Annotated in this window: 18 protein-coding genes; 6 read left to right on the forward strand and 12 right to left on the reverse strand. The window is 58.3% G+C overall.

What is annotated here, in order from left to right:
* Nucleotides 1-80: 80 nt before the first annotated feature.
* The 6 genes from RUM8411_RS17275 to RUM8411_RS17300 form a co-directional block, all read right to left on the reverse strand.
* Nucleotides 81-1292 carry an ABC transporter permease gene (locus RUM8411_RS17275; RefSeq protein WP_085823969.1) on the reverse strand — a complete coding sequence of 404 codons (1212 nt, stop codon included), beginning with the start codon at nt 1290-1292 and terminating at the stop codon, nt 81-83.
* A 5-nt stretch (nt 1293-1297) separates the two neighbouring features.
* On the reverse strand, nt 1298-2569 hold the full coding sequence (locus RUM8411_RS17280) for an ABC transporter permease (RefSeq protein ID WP_085823970.1): 1272 nt from the start codon (nt 2567-2569) through the stop codon (nt 1298-1300).
* 66 nt (nt 2570-2635) lie between these two features.
* A complete protein-coding gene (locus tag RUM8411_RS17285; RefSeq protein WP_085824039.1) occupies nt 2636-3727 on the reverse strand; it encodes an extracellular solute-binding protein in 1092 nt (363 codons plus the stop codon).
* A gap of 111 nt (nt 3728-3838) precedes the next feature.
* Complete coding sequence (locus tag RUM8411_RS17290; protein ID WP_085823971.1) at nt 3839-4930, reverse strand: ABC transporter ATP-binding protein; 1092 nt, start codon at nt 4928-4930, stop codon at nt 3839-3841.
* A 149-nt stretch (nt 4931-5079) separates the two neighbouring features.
* Nucleotides 5080-5787 (reverse strand): maleate cis-trans isomerase family protein, encoded by a 708-nt coding sequence (locus tag RUM8411_RS17295; RefSeq protein ID WP_085823972.1) that lies wholly within the window; start codon nt 5785-5787, stop codon nt 5080-5082.
* 123 nt (nt 5788-5910) lie between these two features.
* Nucleotides 5911-6954: a pyridoxal-phosphate dependent enzyme gene (locus RUM8411_RS17300; RefSeq protein WP_085823973.1), complete on the reverse strand. Its 1044-nt coding sequence runs from the start codon at nt 6952-6954 to the stop codon at nt 5911-5913.
* Between the two features lie 230 nt (nt 6955-7184).
* On the opposite strand from RUM8411_RS17300, the gene argE reads away from it, so the two are divergent.
* A complete protein-coding gene (gene argE / locus RUM8411_RS17305) occupies nt 7185-8342 on the forward strand; it encodes an acetylornithine deacetylase (RefSeq protein WP_085823974.1) in 1158 nt (385 codons plus the stop codon).
* On the opposite strand, the gene RUM8411_RS17310 is transcribed toward argE, so the two are convergent.
* The 6 genes from RUM8411_RS17310 to RUM8411_RS17335 are packed head-to-tail and all read right to left on the reverse strand — an operon-like array spanning nt 8339 to nt 14027.
* Nucleotides 8339-9205 (reverse strand): urea carboxylase-associated family protein, encoded by an 867-nt coding sequence (locus tag RUM8411_RS17310; protein ID WP_200818600.1) that lies wholly within the window; start codon nt 9203-9205, stop codon nt 8339-8341. The genes argE and RUM8411_RS17310 overlap by 4 nt on opposite strands.
* Before the next feature lie 32 nt (nt 9206-9237).
* Nucleotides 9238-10716 carry an aldehyde dehydrogenase gene (locus RUM8411_RS17315; RefSeq protein ID WP_085823975.1) on the reverse strand — a complete coding sequence of 493 codons (1479 nt, stop codon included), beginning with the start codon at nt 10714-10716 and terminating at the stop codon, nt 9238-9240.
* An 8-nt stretch (nt 10717-10724) separates the two neighbouring features.
* A complete protein-coding gene (locus RUM8411_RS17320) occupies nt 10725-11759 on the reverse strand; it encodes an LLM class flavin-dependent oxidoreductase (protein ID WP_085823976.1) in 1035 nt (344 codons plus the stop codon).
* A 12-nt stretch (nt 11760-11771) separates the two neighbouring features.
* Nucleotides 11772-12680 (reverse strand): flavin reductase family protein, encoded by a 909-nt coding sequence (locus RUM8411_RS17325; RefSeq protein ID WP_085823977.1) that lies wholly within the window; start codon nt 12678-12680, stop codon nt 11772-11774.
* A complete protein-coding gene (locus RUM8411_RS17330) occupies nt 12677-13456 on the reverse strand; it encodes an alpha/beta fold hydrolase (RefSeq protein WP_085823978.1) in 780 nt (259 codons plus the stop codon). The genes RUM8411_RS17325 and RUM8411_RS17330 overlap by 4 nt, the downstream gene beginning before the upstream one ends.
* Nucleotides 13428-14027: an amino acid synthesis family protein gene (locus tag RUM8411_RS17335; RefSeq protein ID WP_085823979.1), complete on the reverse strand. Its 600-nt coding sequence runs from the start codon at nt 14025-14027 to the stop codon at nt 13428-13430. The genes RUM8411_RS17330 and RUM8411_RS17335 overlap by 29 nt, the downstream gene beginning before the upstream one ends.
* A gap of 107 nt (nt 14028-14134) precedes the next feature.
* On the opposite strand from RUM8411_RS17335, the gene RUM8411_RS17340 reads away from it, so the two are divergent.
* From RUM8411_RS17340 to RUM8411_RS17360, 5 genes are all read left to right on the forward strand, one after another.
* The gene (locus RUM8411_RS17340; protein ID WP_085823980.1) at nt 14135-14980 is read left to right on the forward strand and encodes a LysR family transcriptional regulator; all 846 of its coding nucleotides are present in this window, start codon (nt 14135-14137) and stop codon (nt 14978-14980) included.
* An 84-nt stretch (nt 14981-15064) separates the two neighbouring features.
* Complete coding sequence (locus RUM8411_RS17345; protein WP_085823981.1) at nt 15065-16315, forward strand: sarcosine oxidase subunit beta family protein; 1251 nt, start codon at nt 15065-15067, stop codon at nt 16313-16315.
* A 13-nt stretch (nt 16316-16328) separates the two neighbouring features.
* On the forward strand, nt 16329-16616 hold the full coding sequence (locus tag RUM8411_RS17350) for a sarcosine oxidase subunit delta (protein ID WP_085823982.1): 288 nt from the start codon (nt 16329-16331) through the stop codon (nt 16614-16616).
* Nucleotides 16613-19558 carry a sarcosine oxidase subunit alpha family protein gene (locus RUM8411_RS17355; RefSeq protein WP_085823983.1) on the forward strand — a complete coding sequence of 982 codons (2946 nt, stop codon included), beginning with the start codon at nt 16613-16615 and terminating at the stop codon, nt 19556-19558. The genes RUM8411_RS17350 and RUM8411_RS17355 overlap by 4 nt, the downstream gene beginning before the upstream one ends.
* Nucleotides 19551-20111, forward strand: coding sequence for a sarcosine oxidase subunit gamma (locus RUM8411_RS17360; protein ID WP_085823984.1), 561 nt, complete (start codon nt 19551-19553; stop codon nt 20109-20111). The genes RUM8411_RS17355 and RUM8411_RS17360 overlap by 8 nt, the downstream gene beginning before the upstream one ends.
* Nucleotides 20112-20150: the final 39 nt, after the last annotated feature.

Consider the following 20150-nt stretch of genomic DNA (forward strand, 5'->3'; position numbering starts at 1 on the left):
GCCATGCACCCACCTAGATATCACGACGCCATCGTGACCGGGGTGCATAATGAAATCGCTAATTCACCTTTTGAGTCGCGTCAAGCCGGGCTGAGCCCTCTCAACCGTTCAGACCGCCGCCGCAGCAGTTCAACTGTGGTCAGCAGCGCAATCGAGAACACCACAAGGATGGTCGCAACGGCCAGAATGGTTGGGCTGATCTGTTCCCGCAGGCCGGTAAACATCTGCCAGGGCAGTGTCTTCTGGCTGGCAGACCCGACGAACAGCACCACCACAACCTCATCGAATGAAGTGATGAAGGCGAACAGCCCGCCCGAAATCACACCAGGCAGGATCAATGGCATCTGAATTTTGAAAAACGTCCGCACTGGGCCCGCGCCCATATTTGCAGCCGCCCGTGTCAGCGACTGATCAAACCCGACCAAAGTGGCGGTCACGGTGATGATCACAAACGGAATTCCAAGCACGGCATGGGCGAGGACAACTTTGATATAACCAACGAAGTTCTTGTCCATCCCCAGCGTCCCTTCCAGGAACCGTCCGATATCGCTGTAGAAAAAGAACATGCCAGTGGCCGAGATGATCAGAGGTACGATCATCGGAGAAATCAGGATACCCATGATTGCCCGACGACCCGGTACATGAGACTGGCTGAGGCCAATGGCCGCCAGCGTGCCCAGAGACACCGATATCACAGTTGCAATAGGCGCGATGATCAAAGAGTTCTTAAAACTGCGCTGCCATTCATTGTTGGTAAAGAAATCACGGTAATGCTTGAGCGAATACCCTTCTGGGTCCAGTCGCAGCATTTCGGGTGTGAAGGTAAAGAAATCCTGCGCGTTGAACGACAGCGGCAAAACCACAAGGATGGGTGTGATCAGAAAGACAAAAATCGCACCACAGGTCACCCGGAACGCATAGTGCCAAAGGACCTGACGACCCGTCAGATACGGCAGCAACTTGCGGCGATAGCGGCCTTCATAAAGCCAGAAAATGAAGAAGGCGAAAAACCAACCGGCCAGCAGACCGACGATCATCGCGGTAATGCCCCCTAAAAGCAGGCCAGCTGCGCCCATACCAAGGATGGTGATCCACCGGGCGATCCGCTCATTGTCCAGAACGGTGATGTAAACCCAGGCCAGACCAGCCATGAGCACAGCGCCGATCACAATGCCCAATAAGGCACTGCCCTGCCCGGCCCCGACGAACATTCCGGCGAGCCCTCCGGCGATGGCAACAGATGGCAGAACCATCGACAGTGGTTTGCGGGATATTGGTGTAAGTGCTGCCATGTTCTTTATCCCAGCTTCACGTTATCGATGCCGACGATCTTGTCGTAGACCCAGTAGAGCAGCAGAACCACCGCCAGCAGGATCGTCCCGAGCGCAGCCGCAAGGCCCCAGTTCAGCGAGGACGAGATGTGATAGGCGATCCTGTTCGAGATGAAGACGCCCTTGGTTCCGCCCACGATCTCGGGCGTGATGTAATACCCGATGGACAGAATAAACACGAGGATCGATCCCGCGCCTATGCCCGGAATGGATTGCGGGAAATAGATCCGCCAGAAGGTCGTCCAATTGGTCGCCCCCATCGACTTGGCCGCCCGGGTATAAGTCTCAGGTATCGTTTGCATTACCGAGTACATCGGCAGAACCATGAACGGCAGCAGAATATGCGTCATCGCGATGATCGTACCAATCTGGTTGTTGATGATCACAAGTCGGGCGTCATCCGCAACAAGCCCCAGCCAGACCAACGTTTCGTTGATCACGCCCTGTTGTTGCAACATCACCTTCCACGCCGACGTCCGCACCAGCAGAGACGTCCAGAACGGCAACAGCACAAGGATCATCAGCAGGTTGGAAACCCGCATCGGCAGGTTCGCCAGCAGATACGAGATTGGATAGGCCAGCAAGATACAGGAGCCGGTGATCACCAGCGACATAAACAACGTGCGCCCGAACAGCTTGATAAGGATTTGTTTGTCCTCGGGCTGAGACTGCGCGCCCTCGGGCGTGCGGCGCATATCAACCGCATTCAGGAAGTACCCGTTGGTGATAGGAACCGCGTGTGTCTTGATGACCTTCCAGGTTTCAACATCCCCCCAGCCATCGTGAATATCGATCAGCTTTTCCTTGAACGGCGCGTCAGCTTCTACATCCAACCGTTTGATCTGACGACCAGATTTGCGGAACATCGACGACATGCCGGTTTGTTCATAGTTCAGGCGGGTGCCCAGTCGGGTGTGTTGTTTCGCCTCAACGGCGGCAACCATATCCTTGGTAAAGGCGGCATACAGCGCCTCGTCCGGCAACTCGCCGCTTTCGGCATCCCAGTGCTGAAGCTCAATCACCGTCAAGGGGAGCGTTTCAGACACGATACTGTTCTCAACCGACCGGAACAGCATCGAAACGATCGGGATCACAAAGGAAAGCAGCACAAATAGTAAGAGGGGCGCGATCAGAGCCAATGCCCGGAGTTTTCGGCGACGCAACGACCGCGCCAGAGATTTCTTCAACGGCGTGCCATCTGCAGCCAGCATCGGACCTGATTGAGTAGCGTCAGTCATCTGCGTCCCTTGGTCTTAGGTGTGTCGGGGCCAAAGGCGGCCCCGACCAAGTTCATCAAAGCAGGCTTATTGTGCCAGCCACGCCTGGAACTTCGCGTCGATATCGTCGCGATAATCCGCCCAGAACTCATAGTTATACAGGAACGTGTTCTTGGCGTTTTCCGGATCGGTCGGCATATGTGGGGCCATCTCGATCCCAAGTTCTGCGTGCTGACCCACCAGCGGGGCCGAGGACGCACGAGCCGGACCATAAGAGATCCATTTGGCCTGATCCGCCAGACGCTGAGTGTCTGTGGCGAACATGATGTAATCTAGCGCGCGCTTCTGACGCTCCTCACTCAGACCAGCAGGGATGATCCAACCGTCCAGATCGAACACCTGTGCGTCCCACAGCATGGCGACGGGCTGCTTTTGCTCTTCGATCACGCTGAACAGACGGCCGTTATAGGTCGAGCCCATGATCACTTCGCCATCAGCAAGCAACTGCGGTGTATCGGCACCGGCGGACCACCAGACTACGTTGTCCTTGATGGTGCCCAGCTTGGCCAACGCCTGGTCTTGACCTTCTGGCGTCGCGAGAACGTCATAGACGTCGTCCTTTGCCACACCGTCACAGATCAGAGCCCATTCCATATTGTTGATGGGACGCTTTTCAAGCGAACGCTTACCTGGATAGGCATCGAGATCGAAGATCGAGCAAACATCCGTCGGCGCGGTGTCACCCACCAGATCGGTGCGATACCCGAATGTGGTCGAGTACACGATCTGCGGGATAAAGCACTCGCTGACCAGCAGGTCGCCGAAATCATCAGCAGCCGAAGTCCCGTCCGGGGCCGGGGCCAACATGGTATCCGGGTCGATCTCCATCGCCAGACCTTCGTCACACAGACGGATCGCGTCTGCAGCCACAACGTCCACCACATCCCAGGTGATGTTGCCAGCTTCGTTCATCGCACGCAGCTTTGCCACCGCTTCGGCCGAGCTGTCGTCGTTCAGGATGGTGACGCCGCTTTTTTCCGAATAGGGCTCGTGATAGGCTTTCAGCTGCGACTTGGAATAGGCGCCGCCCCACGACACGATGGTCATCTCTTCGGCCATCGCCCCGCCGGCAACCATCGCAATCGCGCTCGCCATAAGCGTGGTTTTGGTTACTTTCATAGTTAACTCCCTGTTATACCCGTTAATTTTATTCCCGATGACCGGATCACGGGGCAACCCGATCATCTTTTCCCACGTGGCGCTAGGTCCGCGTGAGGTATTACCGAATGATCAAGCGTCCAAGGCCCGGCAATCATGAGCCAACCAGCCGATTTCGACCTCTTCGCCCGGCGACAATTTGATCGCGTCCGGGGCGTTCCGGGTCTTGATGATGAAATCATCATTGCCCGCAACCGACACGCGGAACCGGAACACATCGCCCATATAGATGAATTCTTTCACCGTCGCCTTCAGCGTATGCGCATCGGCGTGCAGACGGTCCTTGTTGAACTCAACCCGTTCCGGGCGGATAGACACCTTGGTGCGCTCGCCTGCGTTGTGGACGTTGACAGGTTTGGCATCAATCTCGGATCCGTCATCCAGCGTTACAACGCAGGAATCGCCGTCGATGGACTTAATAACGCCTTCCAATGTGTTGTTTTCCCCAATGAATTGGGCAACAAAGCTGTTTTCGGGTTCCTCGTACAACAGGTCTGGCGGAGCCAGCTGCTGGATACGACCGTCGTCAAACACGGCGACGCGGTCCGACATGGTCAGCGCTTCGGTCTGGTCATGGGTCACGTATACGGTGGTGATCCCCAGCTCGTGCGCCAGACGGGTGATTTCGAATTGCATATGTTCGCGCAGCTGTTTGTCCAATGCGCCCAGCGGTTCGTCCATCAAGACCAGCTCGGGCTCGAACACAAGTGCACGTGCCAGAGCGATCCGCTGCTGCTGTCCACCCGACAGTTGCGCAGGTCGACGGCTGCCAAAGGCACCCATCTGAACCATATCCAGCGCGCGTTTGACCTTTTCCTCGCGCTTGTCTTTGCCGATGCCTCGCACTTCCAGTGGGAACGAGAGGTTCTCGGCCACTGTCATATGCGGGAACAGGGCGTAGTTCTGGAACACCATCCCGATCCCTCGCTTATGAGGTGGGATGTTGTTGATCGGACGCCCGTCCAACATGATTTCGCCATGTGTCGCGGTTTCAAACCCGGCCAACATCATCAGACAAGTTGTCTTACCGGACCCGGACGGGCCCAGCATTGTCAGAAACTCACCTTTTGGCATTGAGAGGTTTAGATCTTTTACAACGAGTATCTCGCCATCATAAGATTTTTGGACACGCTGAAATTCGACGAACGCTGCGTCATTGGACATTTACCGACTTGGCTCCCCTGTGCGGTCCCGTGCTGCCCGGTTTATCCGGGTCTACGAGACCAATCCGCTCCATTAAAGGCCATGCGGGGCGCGACACGCAACCAAAATGTGACGCGCAGGTAACACAGACGGTTTCCTACGCGCATATCTCAGGCAGAATTCAATTCCCGCATGTGCCACGCAAGGCTTTGATTGCTTGATAAAACAGGCTTTTTTAGCCGCTCTTGAATCTCGGGGATCGCATCAAAAGTTCTTAGATTCGTGCAACTTAGAAATACAGCTTCAACCGCCGAATCAGCCCCAAGCTCCAAGGCAGCCTCAACCACGGATTGCCTGGAAATCCGGACGACCTTTGATTCTTCGGATTCGCCAAACGAACCAAAAACATCCATCGATATCCCGTTTTTAGCAAACGCCTGCCGTAACGGTTCGTTCACTTCCTCGATGTAAGGAGACAACAGGGCAAATTTTGAAACGCCCTGATGGGCCGCACAGGCCGACGCCGCCCGCAGCGGATTGGTCACCACCGCCGCATCGCAGGTCTTTTGGACCATCCGCTCGACCTGCTCGGTGCCGATGACCGAGCTGGCGGATGTGCAGCCATATCCGACCACCCGGTAAGGGCGTATTTTGGGCAGCAGATCCGCCGCCGCCGGCAGCGCCTTTTCCATCTCGGCAAGGGTATCTGTGGTAACACTTTCACCGCTGGGGATTCTGGATACATAGATCGGACAGGTCCGGTCCGCAAAGTAAGCGTTGAACTCTGGTTCGATCGTCTCATCCGTTTGCAAAACAATCAGTCCCAACGGTGCGGCCGAGGGGTCATCTTTGTCCAAAGTATAGGGCAAATAGCTCATATTGCGTGCATCTCCGTACCTGTTTGAGGCAGGTTTAATAGACCTTACCTTAGGTAATGCCCTCTTAAGCGAATTCTGCCGCCAAATAAAAGGCCCGTTGTGTCTTTTCGCTGTTGGGCACGGTCATTCCGATCCCTCTGAGACGATACACAAAACCCGTGCCCCCTGCCCGATACCCAGAGCCTGACACACATCTGTGTTCATGATAGCCGCGACACCTGCCCCACCTGACGCGGTCGTGGCCATACCCGCCGCCGCCATAGCCGGAAGATGCTGGACCACTTCCTGGTCGGAAAGCGTCAGGAAACTGTCGGCATCGCGCGCCAGCCCGTTCAGTGCAATCTGCGACGGCTCTTTGCAATCCAACCGCCCCATGACGCTGTCCGGCCCGTCGGCAAACACACAAACCCCCGCTTCGATACTGGCCTGCAGGGCCGGAGCCGCATCTGGTTCAACCACGATGATCTGTGGGACGTCCGACCAAACGGACCGCGCATAGGCCGCGACCGCACCGGCCAGCCCACCGACACCGGCCTGAAGCATGATATGAGTTGGCGCTTCGGGACATTGCCGCGTGGCTTCGGCCGCCATCTGCAGATAGCCCTCCATCAGCGTATGCGGCAGGTCGTAATAGCCGTCCCAGGAACTGTCGGACAGTAATATCCACCCGTTCTCGTCTGCGGTTGCGCGCGCGCCCTCCATGCTGGCGGCATAATCCACACCGTGACGGACCACCTGCGCCTTTTGTGCCCGCAAACGGTCGGCAAAGCTCTCGGGTACTGTCTCAGCGATGTAAACCACTGCGTTCGCCCCAAAAACCCGCGCCCCTGCAGCCACGCTCATTCCGTGATTTCCTGCGCTGGCGGTGACATAGATGCGGCCTGTCAGCGTCGCGTGGTCCGGAGTTTCAGAGGCCTCAGCTGCGTGACGTGCGATGACATAGGCCGCCCCTAACGCCTTGAACGAGCCCAAGTTCATTCGGCCGCGCTCATCCTTGACCCAAAGTGCATCGACATCCGCCAGACCGTCGATCGTGACCAGGGGCGTCTCGGCTGCCGCCGGGCATTTATTCAACAATTCGGCCACTCGGTCCGCGTTGGTGGACGGAAATGGTGCCGCTTCAATCAGCTTCTGGCCACCACGATGGGGGTTTGATGTGATTTTCAATTAGTTGTCTTTCTTGAGTTGCCCATTGACGTGACCGCATTCGTCAAGTTCTGTCAACAAAACTCAGTCACATCACGAGGCTCCGTCGCTCCAAACTGATCTCGCCTTCTACCGGAACGACTACTCCTTCAGACTGACAACAACCTCTATCTAAACTCAGCCGCGCGATACAGCGTTGGAACTGGCTGCGACTGTGTTTGGACAAGCATCTGAAAGAAGTTCGTAAGGCCATGACACTACAACGATCCATCGACATCCTCGCTGACCTGATCGGTTTTGAAACTGTCTCGGTCGATTCCAACCTTGAGATCATCAGTTACCTAACCAAACGGCTTGAGACACTGGGCGCGCGTTGCATCGAAACCCGCGATGAGACCGGCAAAAAGGCCAATGTATTTGCCACACTGGGTCCCGACATGCCCGGCGGCATTTTGTTGTCAGGACACACGGATGTGGTGCCAGTCGCCGATCAGGACTGGACCACAGACCCCTTTCAGATGGTTGAGAATGGCGGAAAACTCTTTGGCCGTGGCACTTGCGATATGAAGGGGTTCATTGCCGCCACGCTGGCTTTTGCTGAGACGCTGGATGTCAGCAAACTGACCCAGCCGCTGCACTTTGCTTTCACTTATGACGAAGAAACTGGCTGCCTCGGCGGGCAGCATCTGGTGCGTGATCTGTCGGATCGAGGCATCGTGCCGGACATTGCCATCATTGGTGAGCCGACCGAGATGCGGGTGATCGAAGGGCACAAGGGCTGCTATGAATACACTACCCGGTTCGTTGGGCTAGAAGGCCATAGCTCGGCCCCTGATGATGGCGTGAACGCAGCCGAATACGCCGCGCGCTATGTCGGCAAGCTGTTAGAGCTACGCCATGCCCTGCAGGCCCGCGCGCCCAAAGGCAGCGTGTTCGAGCCGCCCTGGACCACGCTAAACATAGGTTTTTTCAACGGCGGCGTGGCGCACAATGTCATCGCCAGCAAGGCAGAGGTCGGTTGGGAGATGCGCCCGGTTCAGGCCAGCGACGCTGATTTTGTTAAAAAATCTATGTCCGATTACGTGACCCAGACCCTACTGCCCGCAATGCAGGCCGTTCATAACGACGCCGACATTATCCAAGACATCACCGCCGAAGTGGCCGGGCTTGAGCCGATGGATGACAACGCCGCCCGCGATCTAGTGGCCGAACTAACAGGCGCGAACGGCACCGGTGTCGTAGCCTTTGCGACTGAGGCTGGCCTGTTTCAGCAACTGGGCGTGCACGCGATTGTCTGCGGGCCAGGCTCAATCGCACAGGCTCATAAGGCGGATGAATTCCTTGAGATCGAGCAGCTGGACCTGTGTCGCCGGATGCTTGATCGGTTGGGGCAACGCCTGACGCGTTAGCCGGTTCCGTGGGTCCGGTCATACGCTGATCGCGCCGGTTGGACATGCGCAGCGCGTGCTTCTTGGCCGGGGTCGAATACTTCGATCAGTAACGGATAACAGGCTGCTGTGTCGGATGAATGCTCCGACGAACAGTCGCCACCAGGACAGGCTGACAGACCAACGATCAGGTCAATCTCGGCGTAGAATTCCAGATAATCGCCGGGCCTCACGGGGCTGGCCTTCATGAAGTATTGCCCGGTATCACGGGTAAAACCGGTACACATGAACACGTTCAAAACGTCGTGCACCAGCATCTCGGCCTCATGCAGCGGCAGATCGCAATGGTTGGCCAGGGCGCGGGTCAGGTTGGAATGGCAGCAATGATGGTAATCGTCGCCCGACAGCAACCGGCCGGTGTAAGGATCACAGCGCGTCCCGATTACATCATGCACGGAACCGCCAAAGTCATCGAACCCGTACCAGTCCAACGTATCCCCCACGATGGTCGCCATGGGTCGCATATTGGGAAAGCTGGACCACATGCGATCCCCGGTGGACAAGTGCGTGCCGTGCAGGGCGCGGGTCTTCCCGGAATAGAACCGCTCGGTCAGGTCGTGCCTGTTCCACATGTTCAGATCACCGACCTGAGGACCATCGACTGACACAACGCGGACAAAAGCCCCAGCAGGCACATCGATACAGGCCGCATCACGCGCACCCGCGGTAACCTCGGCCGTTTTCGCTGCACTCTGGCGCAATTGCCGCAAACCGCTCAGATCAGGCTGAACAAGCGTTTCGGGCGGATAGCAAATGACCGGAGTGATGGCTTTGCGATCATCAGCATCCGCCGGTGCCGTAAACTTCGGGTTTTCCAGTTTCATGCCCGTGCTCCCATCCCTGCTTGCGCACAGGCTTAGCGCATTACGAACGGGTTCGCCATCGGCGCTTGCGCGGTGCTGATCCAGGTTGTTTTGGTGCGGGTGTAATCCAGCATCGCCTCGACGCCTGCCTCGCGCCCATAGCCGGACTGATTGAACCCGCCGAACGGCGCGATCGGAGAGATTGCGCGATAGGTGTTCACCCAGCAAATCCCCGACCTGATCCGTTTTGACACCCGATGCGCGCGGGCAAGGTTCTGGGTAAAAACGCCAGAGCCCAGCCCGTAGGGCGTGCTGTTGGCCAGCGCGATGGCCTCCTCCTCGGTATCAAAGGGCAGCAAAGACATCACGGGGCCAAACATTTCGACCTTTAGCGTTTCGGTATCGGGTGCTGCACATTCAACCAGCGTGGGCTCCATATAGTTCCCCGCCCGCTCCGCAGATTTTCCCCCAAACCGGATCGCCGCACCCTGCCCTTGTGCTTTGGCCAGTGTGTCCTCGATCTTGCGCATCTGTGCTGCCGTACAAAGCGGACCAACATGGGTATCTGCGTGCAGCGGGTCACCCAACCGAATGGCGCTGGCTTTCTCGGTAATCCGCGCAATCAGGGGTTCAAGAATGGACCGATGCACCAAACCGCGTGTGCCCGCCACACAGCTTTGCCCTGAGGCGCCAAAGTTCCCCGCGATCAACCCATTTGCCGCGCCATCCAGATCGGCGTCTTCGAACACCAGAATAGGGGATTTTCCACCCAGCTCCAGTGAGGTCACTGCAAAATTCTCGGCTGAATTGCGCACCACATGGCGCGCGGTTTCCGGCCCGCCGGTAAAGGCGATGCGGTCGACATCCGGGTGCCGGGTCAGCGGAATGGCACAGTTCTGGGCGTCGCCGGTGATGACCGAGACGACCCCGGGCGGAAACCCAGCCTGTTCAATCAACCGGGCAAACGCCAGCATCGGTGCGGGCGCAATTTCTGAGGCTTTCAGTATCACTGAACACCCGGCCGCAAGCGCTGGACCCAGCTTGGTGGCCGTCAGGAACATCTGGGCATTCCATGGCACAATCGCAGCCACAACGCCGATAGGTTCACGGGTGGTAAACACGTGCATGTCGGGTTTGTCGATGGGCAGCACCGTTCCTTCGACCTTATCAGCAAGCCCGGCAAAGTAACGGTAATAGTCGGCAACATACCCTGTCTGTGCCGCTGTTTCCACCAGCAACTTGCCGCTGTCTGTTGTCTCCAACTCACCCAGATGGCCCGCGTGTTCCGCCACCAGATCCGCCAGGCGATACAGCAGCTTTCCACGCGCCGTCTGGGTCATGTCACGCCACGCCGGATCATCCAAAACCCGTTTGGCAGCAGCAACAGCCCGGTCAACATCTGCGGCGGACGCGCAGGCGAATCTGGCCCAGCCCTGTCCGGTCGCCGGGTTTTCGGACGTCATCACCTGCGCGTCCGAGCCCTCGGTCCACGTGCCGTCAATGAACAGTTGATAATGTGGAAGATTTCCCATTGTGGTCCTCACTGAAATGCCGGCATAACGTCGTCGATAAATCGCGCCAGAGAGGCACGTTTGCGGTCATTGGTCATGCCGCTATCGACCCAGAATGAAAACTCGTCATAGCCCAGATCCTCATAGCGTTTGATCCTGTCGATCACCTGCTGCGCCGTGCCAACCGTCAGATCCTGGCCAAGTTTTTCGTGCGTGAACATCGGATTGGCATCCATTTCGGCCTCGGTGATCGGTTCGATCAGCCCCTGCTGGACCGGGCGTTTGTTCATGAACCAGGCTCCGAAGTAATTGTAGTACCGCCGCAGGTCTTCGACACCCTGCGCCACATCCTCATCGTCTTTTCCGACGTAAGAGTGGTGCAACAGCATGACCTTCGGGCGCGGCCCGGCATAGCTGTCGCAGGCATCGTTGAACCGCGTGATCAGCGTCTCGATCTCCTCCATTCCCTGCCACAAAGGTGTGACCTGAATATTGAACCCGTTATGGACTCCGAATTCGTGGCTGTTGGGGTCACGCGCCGCGATCCAGATCGGAGGGCCTCCATCCTGCAACGGTTTTGGCGCCGAGGTCGTGGCCGGAAAGGAATAGAACTCGCCTTCATGGGCGCAGTCCCCTTGCCATATCTTAGGCAACAGCGGCGTGGATTCTCGCATTTTCTGCCCGGCTTCCCAGGCGTCCATGCCCGGGGCCAGACGTTCGTATTCAAAGGAATACGCCCCGCGCGCGATACCCAGTTCGATGCGACCTTTGGTGATCTGATCCGCAGCAGCGGCTTCACCCGCCAATTTGATGGGATGCCAGAACGGGGCCACCACAGTGCCGGTGCCTAACCGCACATTACGTGTGTGATGGGCCAGATCAACCAGCGACAGGAACGGGTTGGGCGCGATGGTGAATTCCATCCCGTGATGCTCGCCCGTCCAGACCGCGCGCATCCCGCCCTCGTCAGCCATTTTCACCAGACTGACGAATTCGTCGTACAGGACGTCATGGGGCTGTTCCGGGGTCAGACGCTCCATATGGGCAAATAATGAAAACTCCATCAGACGGCTCCTTCAACGAAAACTGTGGATTTCACCCTGCTTTGCGTCCCCCAGATACAGGGCGAAATCGCCTGTCTGGGCCTCGCGCGCAAAGCGGGTCATCATGTGGTGAATGCCTTGGTTGGCGTAACTCAGGTTGGGCAGATCATTGATCGGGACCCACGCCGCGTGCTCAGGCGGATCAACCTGATCCGCAGATGCCAAAAAGAACGTATAGTGCAGCTTGGAGTCAGCATCATTGAAGGCCGAATAGACCTGATTGATCTGTGCCGAGATTCCGCGTTCAGACAGCCCCATCGCCAACCGGTTACGCTGTCCGCCCGGCTCCGCACCGGCGATCTGGATTGGTGAAAACACGCCTTTTTCGTTGTCCAACAACACTTTGCCACCCGCCTCGATTATGGCACCGCAAACTGTTGGAACTGTCGCGTCAATCTCACGTTCAAGGCCCAGGCTGAAATACGACCCGCCGACATATCCAAGACCGTCGCCCGGGTTGTGCGTGAACTCTACTACCTTGCCGATAAGGACTGTGTGGTCCCCCGCTGGAACGGCCTGAACCGTTTCACAGCAGAACTGTGCCACTGCGTCATTGATCAGCGGCAGATCATTGGCGCCGCTGCGATGGGCAACCTTGGAAAAGCGGTCGCCTTTGAACCCCGCGAACGTGTTCGAGACGTCCTGCTGCCCTTCGGCCAGAATGTTGACCGCAAAGTGACTGCACCCCGCGAACAATTCGTAGCTGGACAGGAACTTGCCCGGACAAACCAGCAACAATGGCGGATCAAGCGATACAGACGAAAAAGAATTGGCCGTAAATCCAACCGGAGCGCCCGACCGATCCCGTGTGGTCACGACGGTCACACCCGTCATAAAGCTGCCAAAGGCGTCGCGCAGGGCGCGCGGGTCCAGAACCGTCATGAAAAACACTCCTGAAGAAAAGCCAGCAGGATGGCATTGACCTCGGCCGCATGGGTCATGGGCATCATGTGGGCGGCATTTGATAGAACCTCGGCCCGTCCCCGAGGTGCCAGTTCCGCCATCGCACGCGACATTTGCGGGGTTGAGTTCGGCTCATCAGCGCCAGTCATGAACAACGCCGGACATGCAATCCCGGACAGTTGCGCTGCGGTTGGTCCGTCGCTTTCGGCAAAAGCGGTATAAGCGGCCTTGTATGCGCGCGGGTCGACATCCCTAAGCCACTGCTCACAAGCATCCCGCTCTGCCGACACTTTCCCACCAAACCAGCGGTGAAGCGTGACCGACGGGTCATTCACATTCACGCCGTCCAACGCGCGCGCGCGGGCCAGGATGGCATCCTGCGCTTGTGCAGAGCGTTGAAAAATAGCGTTCAATCCCACCACACCCCTGATCTGAGACTGACCTGTCGCGGCAATCCGCGTCGCCAGCACAGCACCCATCGAATGGCCGATTAGAACAGCGGGCTCCTGCAAAAGATCCGCGATGGGCGCGGCGTAGCTGTCCAACCCATCCGGATCAACAAACACAGTTTCGCCGTGCCCGACCATATCGGGGCACAGAACGCGATAGCCAGCCGACACCAGAGGTCCAATCTGCCCACCCCACGCCTCGGCCCTCAGGCCGACGCCGTGCAACAGCACAACCAGCGGCCCTAGGCCCTCGTCTATTGCGGCCAGCCCGCCAAACTCAGACCGAGGCCGGGTTTTCCACGTCATGACCCAGATCCTTCAAATCCTGATAGCGATCACCAATTCGATGATGCGGTCGACCCGACGTAGCGCCGCCAAGCACCACAACGACCTCATCAGCACGCGGTGCATCGGGGATGGCAAATTGCAGCGTCAGGTAATGCGACCGCCGCCCTGCATCGTTCTTGTCCATCAACGGCACCATGATCGGAGCGTTCGCCGCGCCTCGTGTGTTAGTGAACGACAGGTACGATTTTGCGCCAACAGCCTGACGGAAGATATTGCCGAAATGCAGCGTGTGGATCAGGCCTGAGGCATGCTCTACTTCACCATCCAACCCTACAACAGCAGCTTTGCCATAGGCCTCGATGGCATCTCCGCTTCCGGCCAGCGCAATCATCCGGTTGGTCAGAATCTCTCCCAGGACGGGGCCATAGGCCAATATCTCGGGCCGCAGGTCTTCGACATACCGTCCGGCCCAGGGATTTGACACCACTGCGGCCACTGCAAACATCCGCCACGGGCGGTCTGCTTTACGAAACCCTTCGACAAGAACTTCCTCGTCAAAAGTCACGATTTTTCGGATATTCGGTTCCAAAACCTTCCCCCACCTTTGGTCTGACGACTATCTCTGGCGGCGCTACACTTTGACAAACGAAAGAAGTTTGGTCTTAGGTATTAGTGACTCTTATATGTAGGTTACCGATGTCGAAATCCTTACCTCCGCTCACCTGGTTCCGGTCCTTCGAAGCAGCCGCCCGCAGGCTTAGTTCAACCGCTGCGGCAGAAGAGATCGGGCTGACCCAATCCGCCGTCAGCCAGCAGATCAGATCACTGGAGACGCGGCTGGGTGTAATGCTGTTTCACCGCCACGCGCGTGGGCTGTCGCTGACCGACGAGGGGCGCAAACTGTTGCCCCAGATCGAGACCGCACTGGAAATGTTGCAAACGGCTGCCCTGCCCTATTTGACCGAGGACCGCGCGCGCCACATTACCGTCGCGGCCTCGGTCAGCGTGTTGGAATGGGTGATTTCCCCCGCTTTGCCTCGGTTTCAGGCGGAACATCCTGACACGTCAATTCGCTTTGTCAGCACGATCTGGCCCGATGAATACGCAGCCTCGCGTGCGGATGTCGAAATTCGCTTTGGGTCTGAAAAGCAAGTGGGAAAGGATGCTACGCCTTTGCGGCCGAACAGACTGATTGCGTTAAAATCCCCTGCTCTGAAAGGTGACATGCGGGATCTGCCTCTAATCGAATCCGTAGGCACGTCGGACAATTGGGTGACATGGGCCGATGCGACCGGGCATACTGTCCATACGCCGTCATTTTATGTGGATTCCTACGGGCTGGCATTACAACTGGCGACAACTGGGAATGGTGTGGCTCTGGTGAATGCTCTGGTTGCGGAACACGCTCTGCAGTCCGGGCAGGTCGTACAGGCGACAGATGCCTCTGCCCCGGCCAGCGAAGGGTATTTTCTGGCGGTTCAACGCAACTCGGCTGAGGTCACAGCTTTTGTCGAGTGGTTTTTCGAAACGCTCGAAGCTTGAGGTCTGATTCAGACGTATTGATGTCGCATCTGAGGATATCATGACCTTGGTTTTTAGTGAATTCTGGAAAAAAAGGTCCGATTCATGCGATATTCAGGATTCCGAGTCATCAAAGAGGCGCTTACCGGCCACGAAGGTTGGACACCGGCCTGGCGCGATCCAGAACCCAAAGCGCAGTATGACATCGTGGTTATCGGTGGCGGCGGCCACGGGTTGGCCACGGCGCATTACCTTGCCAAAGTTTACGGTCAGCGCAAAGTAGCGGTGATCGAAAAGGGCTGGATCGGCGGTGGCAATGTCGGGCGGAACACGACCATCATCCGCTCGAACTATCTGCTGGACGGGAATGAGCCGTTTTATGAGTTCTCCCTGAAACTGTGGGAAGGGCTTGAGCAGGACGTGAACTATAACGCCATGGTCAGCCAGCGCGGGATCATCAACCTGATCCATTCCGACGCGCAACGCGATGCGTTTACGCGGCGCGGCAATGCGATGATCTTGAACGGGGCCGATGCGGAGTTGCTGGACGCCGATCAGGTGCGCAAGGAATACCCCTATCTGAACTTCAACGACGCGCGCTTTCCAATCAAAGGCGGGCTGGCGCAGCGGCGCGGAGGAACAGTGCGCCACGACGCGGTGGCCTGGGGCTATGCGCGGTCGGCCGACAGTCATGGCGTCGACATCATCCAGAATTGCGAGGTCACCGGGTTTCGGATCGAGAATGGCAAATGTCTGGGGGTCGAGACCTCAAAAGGGTTCATCGGAGCGGGCAAAGTCGGATGTGCCGTTGCGGGGAATTCGGGCCGTGTGATGGGGATGGCTGGAATGCGACTGCCGATCGAAAGCCACGTGCTGCAAGCTTTTGTGTCGGAAGGTCTCAAGCCCTTGTTGCCTGGGGTCATCACCTTTGGTGCGGGCCATTTCTATGTCAGCCAGTCGGACAAGGGCGGGTTGGTTTTTGGCGGCGATCTGGACGGGTACAATTCCTATGCGCAACGCGGCAATCTGCCAGTGGTCGAGGATGTCTGCGAGGGCGGCATGGCCCTGATGCCGATGATTGGCCGGGCACGACTGTTACGCATGTGGGGCGGCATCATGGATATGTCGATGGACGGCTCGCCGATTATCGATCGTACACCGGTCGAGGGGCTCTATTTTAACGGCGGCTGGTGCTATGGCGGGTTCAAGGCCACGCCGGCCTCGGGCTATTGCTTTGCCCATTTGCTGGCTCGCGACGAACCCCATCCAACCGCTACCGCCTATCGGTTTGACCGGTTCCGCACGGGCCGGATGATCGACGAAAAAGGCGTGGGCAACCAGCCCAACCTGCACTGAGGGGAGCACGGACATGATCATCAACCACCCCCTTTTGGGACCGCGCGATGCCTCGGAATTTGCATATCTGGGTGATGCATCCCTGATCGACCGCCCCGACTGGCAGGCCGAAAACGCGGCCGAGGCGTTCTATGAATACGCCTACCTGCGTGACAACCCTGTCGGAGAACACCGAGAGCTTTGGTTTCACGAAGCAGGCGACCGATCCTGGCTGGTCGTCACACGGAATACGATGACGCACGAGATTTCCAAGGTAGAACTGGCCCGCGACGTGGCCCGCGCCCGGGGGCGATCCAAATGACCCAGACCAACCGGCTGAGCGGCGGCCAGATCGACCGCAACACCACATTGAACTTCCGGTTCGACAATCGCAGCTATACCGCCCATTCGGGTGACACACTGGCCTCAGCCCTGCTGGCCAATGGTGTGCGAATGATCGGGCGATCGTTCAAGTACCACCGCCCGCGCGGAGTTCTGACCGCCGGGTCAGAAGAGCCCAACGGCATTGTCGAGCTGCGCACAGGCAACCGCAAGGAACCCAACACGCGCGCCACAACAACCGAGATGTTCGACGGGCTTGAGGCGCAGTCCCAGAACCGCTGGCCCAGCCTGAAATATGATGCGCTGGCAGTGAACGATCTGTTCTCGAACTTCCTGTCGGCTGGCTTTTACTACAAGACGTTCATGTGGCCCGCAGCGTTTTGGGAAAAACTGTACGAGCCGATGATCCGCCGCGCCGCCGGTTTGGGTTCGCTCTCGATGGAGGACGATCCGGACGAATATGACAAGGGCTTCCGCCACTGTGATCTGCTGATCATCGGGTCTGGTCCATCCGGGTTGATGGCCGCGCTCACCGCAGGGCGCGCTGGCGCGGATGTCATTTTAGCCGACGAGGACTTTGCGCTGGGCGGACGGCTGAACAGCGAAACCTTCACGCTGGGGGATCACAGCGCCAGCGACTGGGCTGCACAGGCCGTGGCAGAACTTTCCGCTTTGCCCAACGTTCGCCTGATGCCGCGCACCACGGTGATCGGTGCGTTTGATCATGGCGTCTATGGCGCAGTCGAACGCACGGGCGATCACTTGCCTACCCTTCCTGCGGCCAAACCCCGCCAGATTCTGTGGCGCATCTATACCAAGCGTGCCTTGCTGTGTGCAGGTGCCACCGAGAGGCCGATTGCCTTTGAAAACAACGACCGACCCGGCATCATGATGGCGGGGGCCTTGCGCAGCTACGCCAATCGCTTTGCCGTCACCGCGTCCGAGCGTGTGGCGATCTTCACCAACAATGACGACGGGCATCGCACTGCCGCTGACATGCATGCCAAGGGCGTCAAGATCGCTGCAGTTGTTGACGTGCGCGACGATGCCCCGACCAGCCACGATTATGAGGTGCTGCGCGGCGCTCAGGTGACTGACACCAAAGGCCGTCACGGTCTGACTTTTGTCGAAGTCGCCCTGGCTGATGGCACAACCCGCACACTGGACTGCGGAGCGCTGGGCGTGTCCGGTGGTTGGAATCCGAATGTGCATCTGACCTGCCACCAACGGGGCCGTCCGGCCTGGAACGAAGCACTGGCCGCCTTTGTCCCCGGCCCCGACCTGCCTGTGGGCCTGTCCGTTGCTGGTGCTGCAAACGGTGTTATGTCGACGCATGGGGCGCTGCAATCCGGTGCCGAAGAGGCCGCGCAGTTGCTGGAGCTGTCCGGCGCCCTGCCCGACCTGCCCAAGGCCGAAGACGCGCCGGTTGCGCAGAAACCGTTCTGGTGCGTTGAGGGATGCAAACGCGCCTGGCTGGATCAGCAGAACGATGTGACGGTCAAAGACGTCAAACTCAGCTATCAGGAAGGCTTCCGCTCGGTCGAGCACCTGAAACGCTATACCACCCTTGGCATGGCGACAGATCAGGGCAAGACCTCGAACATGGGTGGTCTTGCGATCATGGCCGAGGTGGCTGGCAAGTCGATCCCCGAGACCGGGACGACTATCTTTCGTCCACCTTATACACCAGTCCCGATTGGCACTTTTGCGGGCCGGATGAGGGGGCAAGAATTCCACCCTACCCGCCTGACGCCCTCGCATTACTGGGCCAAGGAACGCGGCGCGGTGTTTGTCGAGGTTGGCAACTGGCTGCGCGCCCAGTGGTTCCCCCTGCCGGGTGAGACGCATTGGCGTGAATCGGTTGACCGCGAAGTGCGTCAGACCCGCGCCTCGGTCGGGGTTTGCGATTGCACGACGCTTGGGAAAATCGACGTACAAGGCACCGATGCAGCAGCGTTTCTGAACCGAATTTACGCCAATGGCTTTGCCAAACTGGCGGTGGGTAAGACCCGCTATGGCTTGATGCTGCGCGAGGATGGCATTGCGATGGATGACGGAACAGCCGGCCGGCTGGCCGAGGATCATTTTGTCGTCACCACCACCACTGCCAATGCAGCCAACGTCTATCGTCACATGGAATTTGTTCGCCAATGCCTGTGCCCGGACATGGATGTGCAGCTGATCTCAACCACCGAAGCCTGGGCGCAATATGCGGTGGCTGGTCCGAATGCGCGCAAGTTGTTGCAAAAGATCGTGGACCCTGAATTCGACATCTCGAACGAAGGCTTCCCGTTCATGGCCTGCGGCAACATCACCGTCTGCGGGGGCCTGCGCGCGCGCCTGTTCCGTATTTCCTTCTCGGGCGAGCTGGCGTTTGAAATCGCCGTCCCCGCGCGATACGGCGACGCGTTGATGCGGCGGCTGATGACCGAGGGCGAAGAGTTTGCCGTCGTCCCCTACGGCACCGAAGCGCTGGGCGTGATGCGGATCGAAAAAGGCCATGCCGCAGGCAATGAGCTGAACGGCACCACCACGGCCCTGAACCTTGGGATGGGCCGGATGGTGTCCAAGAAAAAGGACAGTATCGGCTCAACCCTGTCCGAGCGAGAGGCCCTGAACGAACCGGATGCGCTGAGGATGGTTGGTATCAAGCCGGTAGATGCGGATCATAAGATTACCGCTGGCGGGCACCTGATGAACACCGAAGGCCCGGTCGATGCGGCCCATGATCAGGGATACGTCACCTCAGCCGCCTATTCGCCCAGCTTGAACAGCAGCATCGGTCTGGGATTTCTGAAAAACGGCGGAAACCGGCTGGGCGAACAGATGCGCCTTGTGTCCCCTGTGACCGACCTGACTGTCGAGGTCGAAATAGTCTCAGCCCATTTTGTCGACCCAGAGGGAGAACGTGTCCGTGCATGATCTTGTTGCGATAACCGCCCTGGGTGGGTCTGAGCCATGCGTCGAAACAGTGGGCGCGGTCACATGTACCGAAGTACCGGGCGTTGCCCTGGCCTCAGTTGCGGCGCGTCTGGGGCAGGAAAGCAAGGCCGCCAAAGCCCTGGCCAAGTTGATCGGTTCCCCCGCACCAGGCATCGGCAGGACATCCGGAGAGGCCCTGACCGCGTTTTGGGCAGGCCCAGAGCAGTGGATGGTCGAGGCACCCTTTGAGACGCATGAAGAGATTGCCGATCAGGCCACAACAGCCATGGGCGAGACCGCATCAGTCACCGAACAGACAGATGCCTGGACCCGCTTCGACCTCAGCGGAGATGGCATTCCGGCTGTTCTGGAACTGCTGTGCCAGCTTGATCTGCGCACATTGGATGAAGGTAGCGCCGCGCGATGCTCGATTCACCACGTTGGCTGTTTCGTGCTTTGCCGGACGTCCCGGCTGTTCAGCCTGTACGGGCCGCGCGCCTCGGTCGGAACGCTGCATCATGCGATCATCACTGCGATGCGGTCGGCACTGTAACGCATTGGTTGGACTGGCAACCCATTGCCAGTCCAGTAC

Origin of the sequence: Ruegeria meonggei, from assembly GCF_900172215.1 — a bacterium.
Classification (GTDB): domain Bacteria; phylum Pseudomonadota; class Alphaproteobacteria; order Rhodobacterales; family Rhodobacteraceae; genus Ruegeria; species Ruegeria meonggei.

What these genes read in the sequence shown, in the direction of transcription:
- RUM8411_RS17275 (WP_085823969.1), bottom strand. Translation starts at nt 1,292, where the DNA reads ATGGCAGCACTTACACCAATATCCCGCAAACCACTGTCGATGGTTCTG.
- RUM8411_RS17280 (WP_085823970.1), bottom strand. Translation starts at nt 2,569, where the DNA reads ATGACTGACGCTACTCAATCAGGTCCGATGCTGGCTGCAGATGGCACG.
- RUM8411_RS17285 (WP_085824039.1), bottom strand. Translation starts at nt 3,727, where the DNA reads ATGAAAGTAACCAAAACCACGCTTATGGCGAGCGCGATTGCGATGGTT.
- RUM8411_RS17290 (WP_085823971.1), bottom strand. Translation starts at nt 4,930, where the DNA reads ATGTCCAATGACGCAGCGTTCGTCGAATTTCAGCGTGTCCAAAAATCT.
- RUM8411_RS17295 (WP_085823972.1), bottom strand. Translation starts at nt 5,787, where the DNA reads ATGAGCTATTTGCCCTATACTTTGGACAAAGATGACCCCTCGGCCGCA.
- argE (WP_085823974.1), top strand. Translation starts at nt 7,185, where the DNA reads ATGACACTACAACGATCCATCGACATCCTCGCTGACCTGATCGGTTTT.
- RUM8411_RS17310 (WP_200818600.1), bottom strand. Translation starts at nt 9,205, where the DNA reads ATGAAACTGGAAAACCCGAAGTTTACGGCACCGGCGGATGCTGATGAT.
- RUM8411_RS17315 (WP_085823975.1), bottom strand. Translation starts at nt 10,716, where the DNA reads ATGGGAAATCTTCCACATTATCAACTGTTCATTGACGGCACGTGGACC.
- RUM8411_RS17320 (WP_085823976.1), bottom strand. Translation starts at nt 11,759, where the DNA reads ATGGAGTTTTCATTATTTGCCCATATGGAGCGTCTGACCCCGGAACAG.
- RUM8411_RS17325 (WP_085823977.1), bottom strand. Translation starts at nt 12,680, where the DNA reads ATGACGGTTCTGGACCCGCGCGCCCTGCGCGACGCCTTTGGCAGCTTT.
- RUM8411_RS17330 (WP_085823978.1), bottom strand. Translation starts at nt 13,456, where the DNA reads ATGACGTGGAAAACCCGGCCTCGGTCTGAGTTTGGCGGGCTGGCCGCA.
- RUM8411_RS17340 (WP_085823980.1), top strand. Translation starts at nt 14,135, where the DNA reads ATGTCGAAATCCTTACCTCCGCTCACCTGGTTCCGGTCCTTCGAAGCA.
- RUM8411_RS17345 (WP_085823981.1), top strand. Translation starts at nt 15,065, where the DNA reads ATGCGATATTCAGGATTCCGAGTCATCAAAGAGGCGCTTACCGGCCAC.
- RUM8411_RS17350 (WP_085823982.1), top strand. Translation starts at nt 16,329, where the DNA reads ATGATCATCAACCACCCCCTTTTGGGACCGCGCGATGCCTCGGAATTT.
- RUM8411_RS17355 (WP_085823983.1), top strand. Translation starts at nt 16,613, where the DNA reads ATGACCCAGACCAACCGGCTGAGCGGCGGCCAGATCGACCGCAACACC.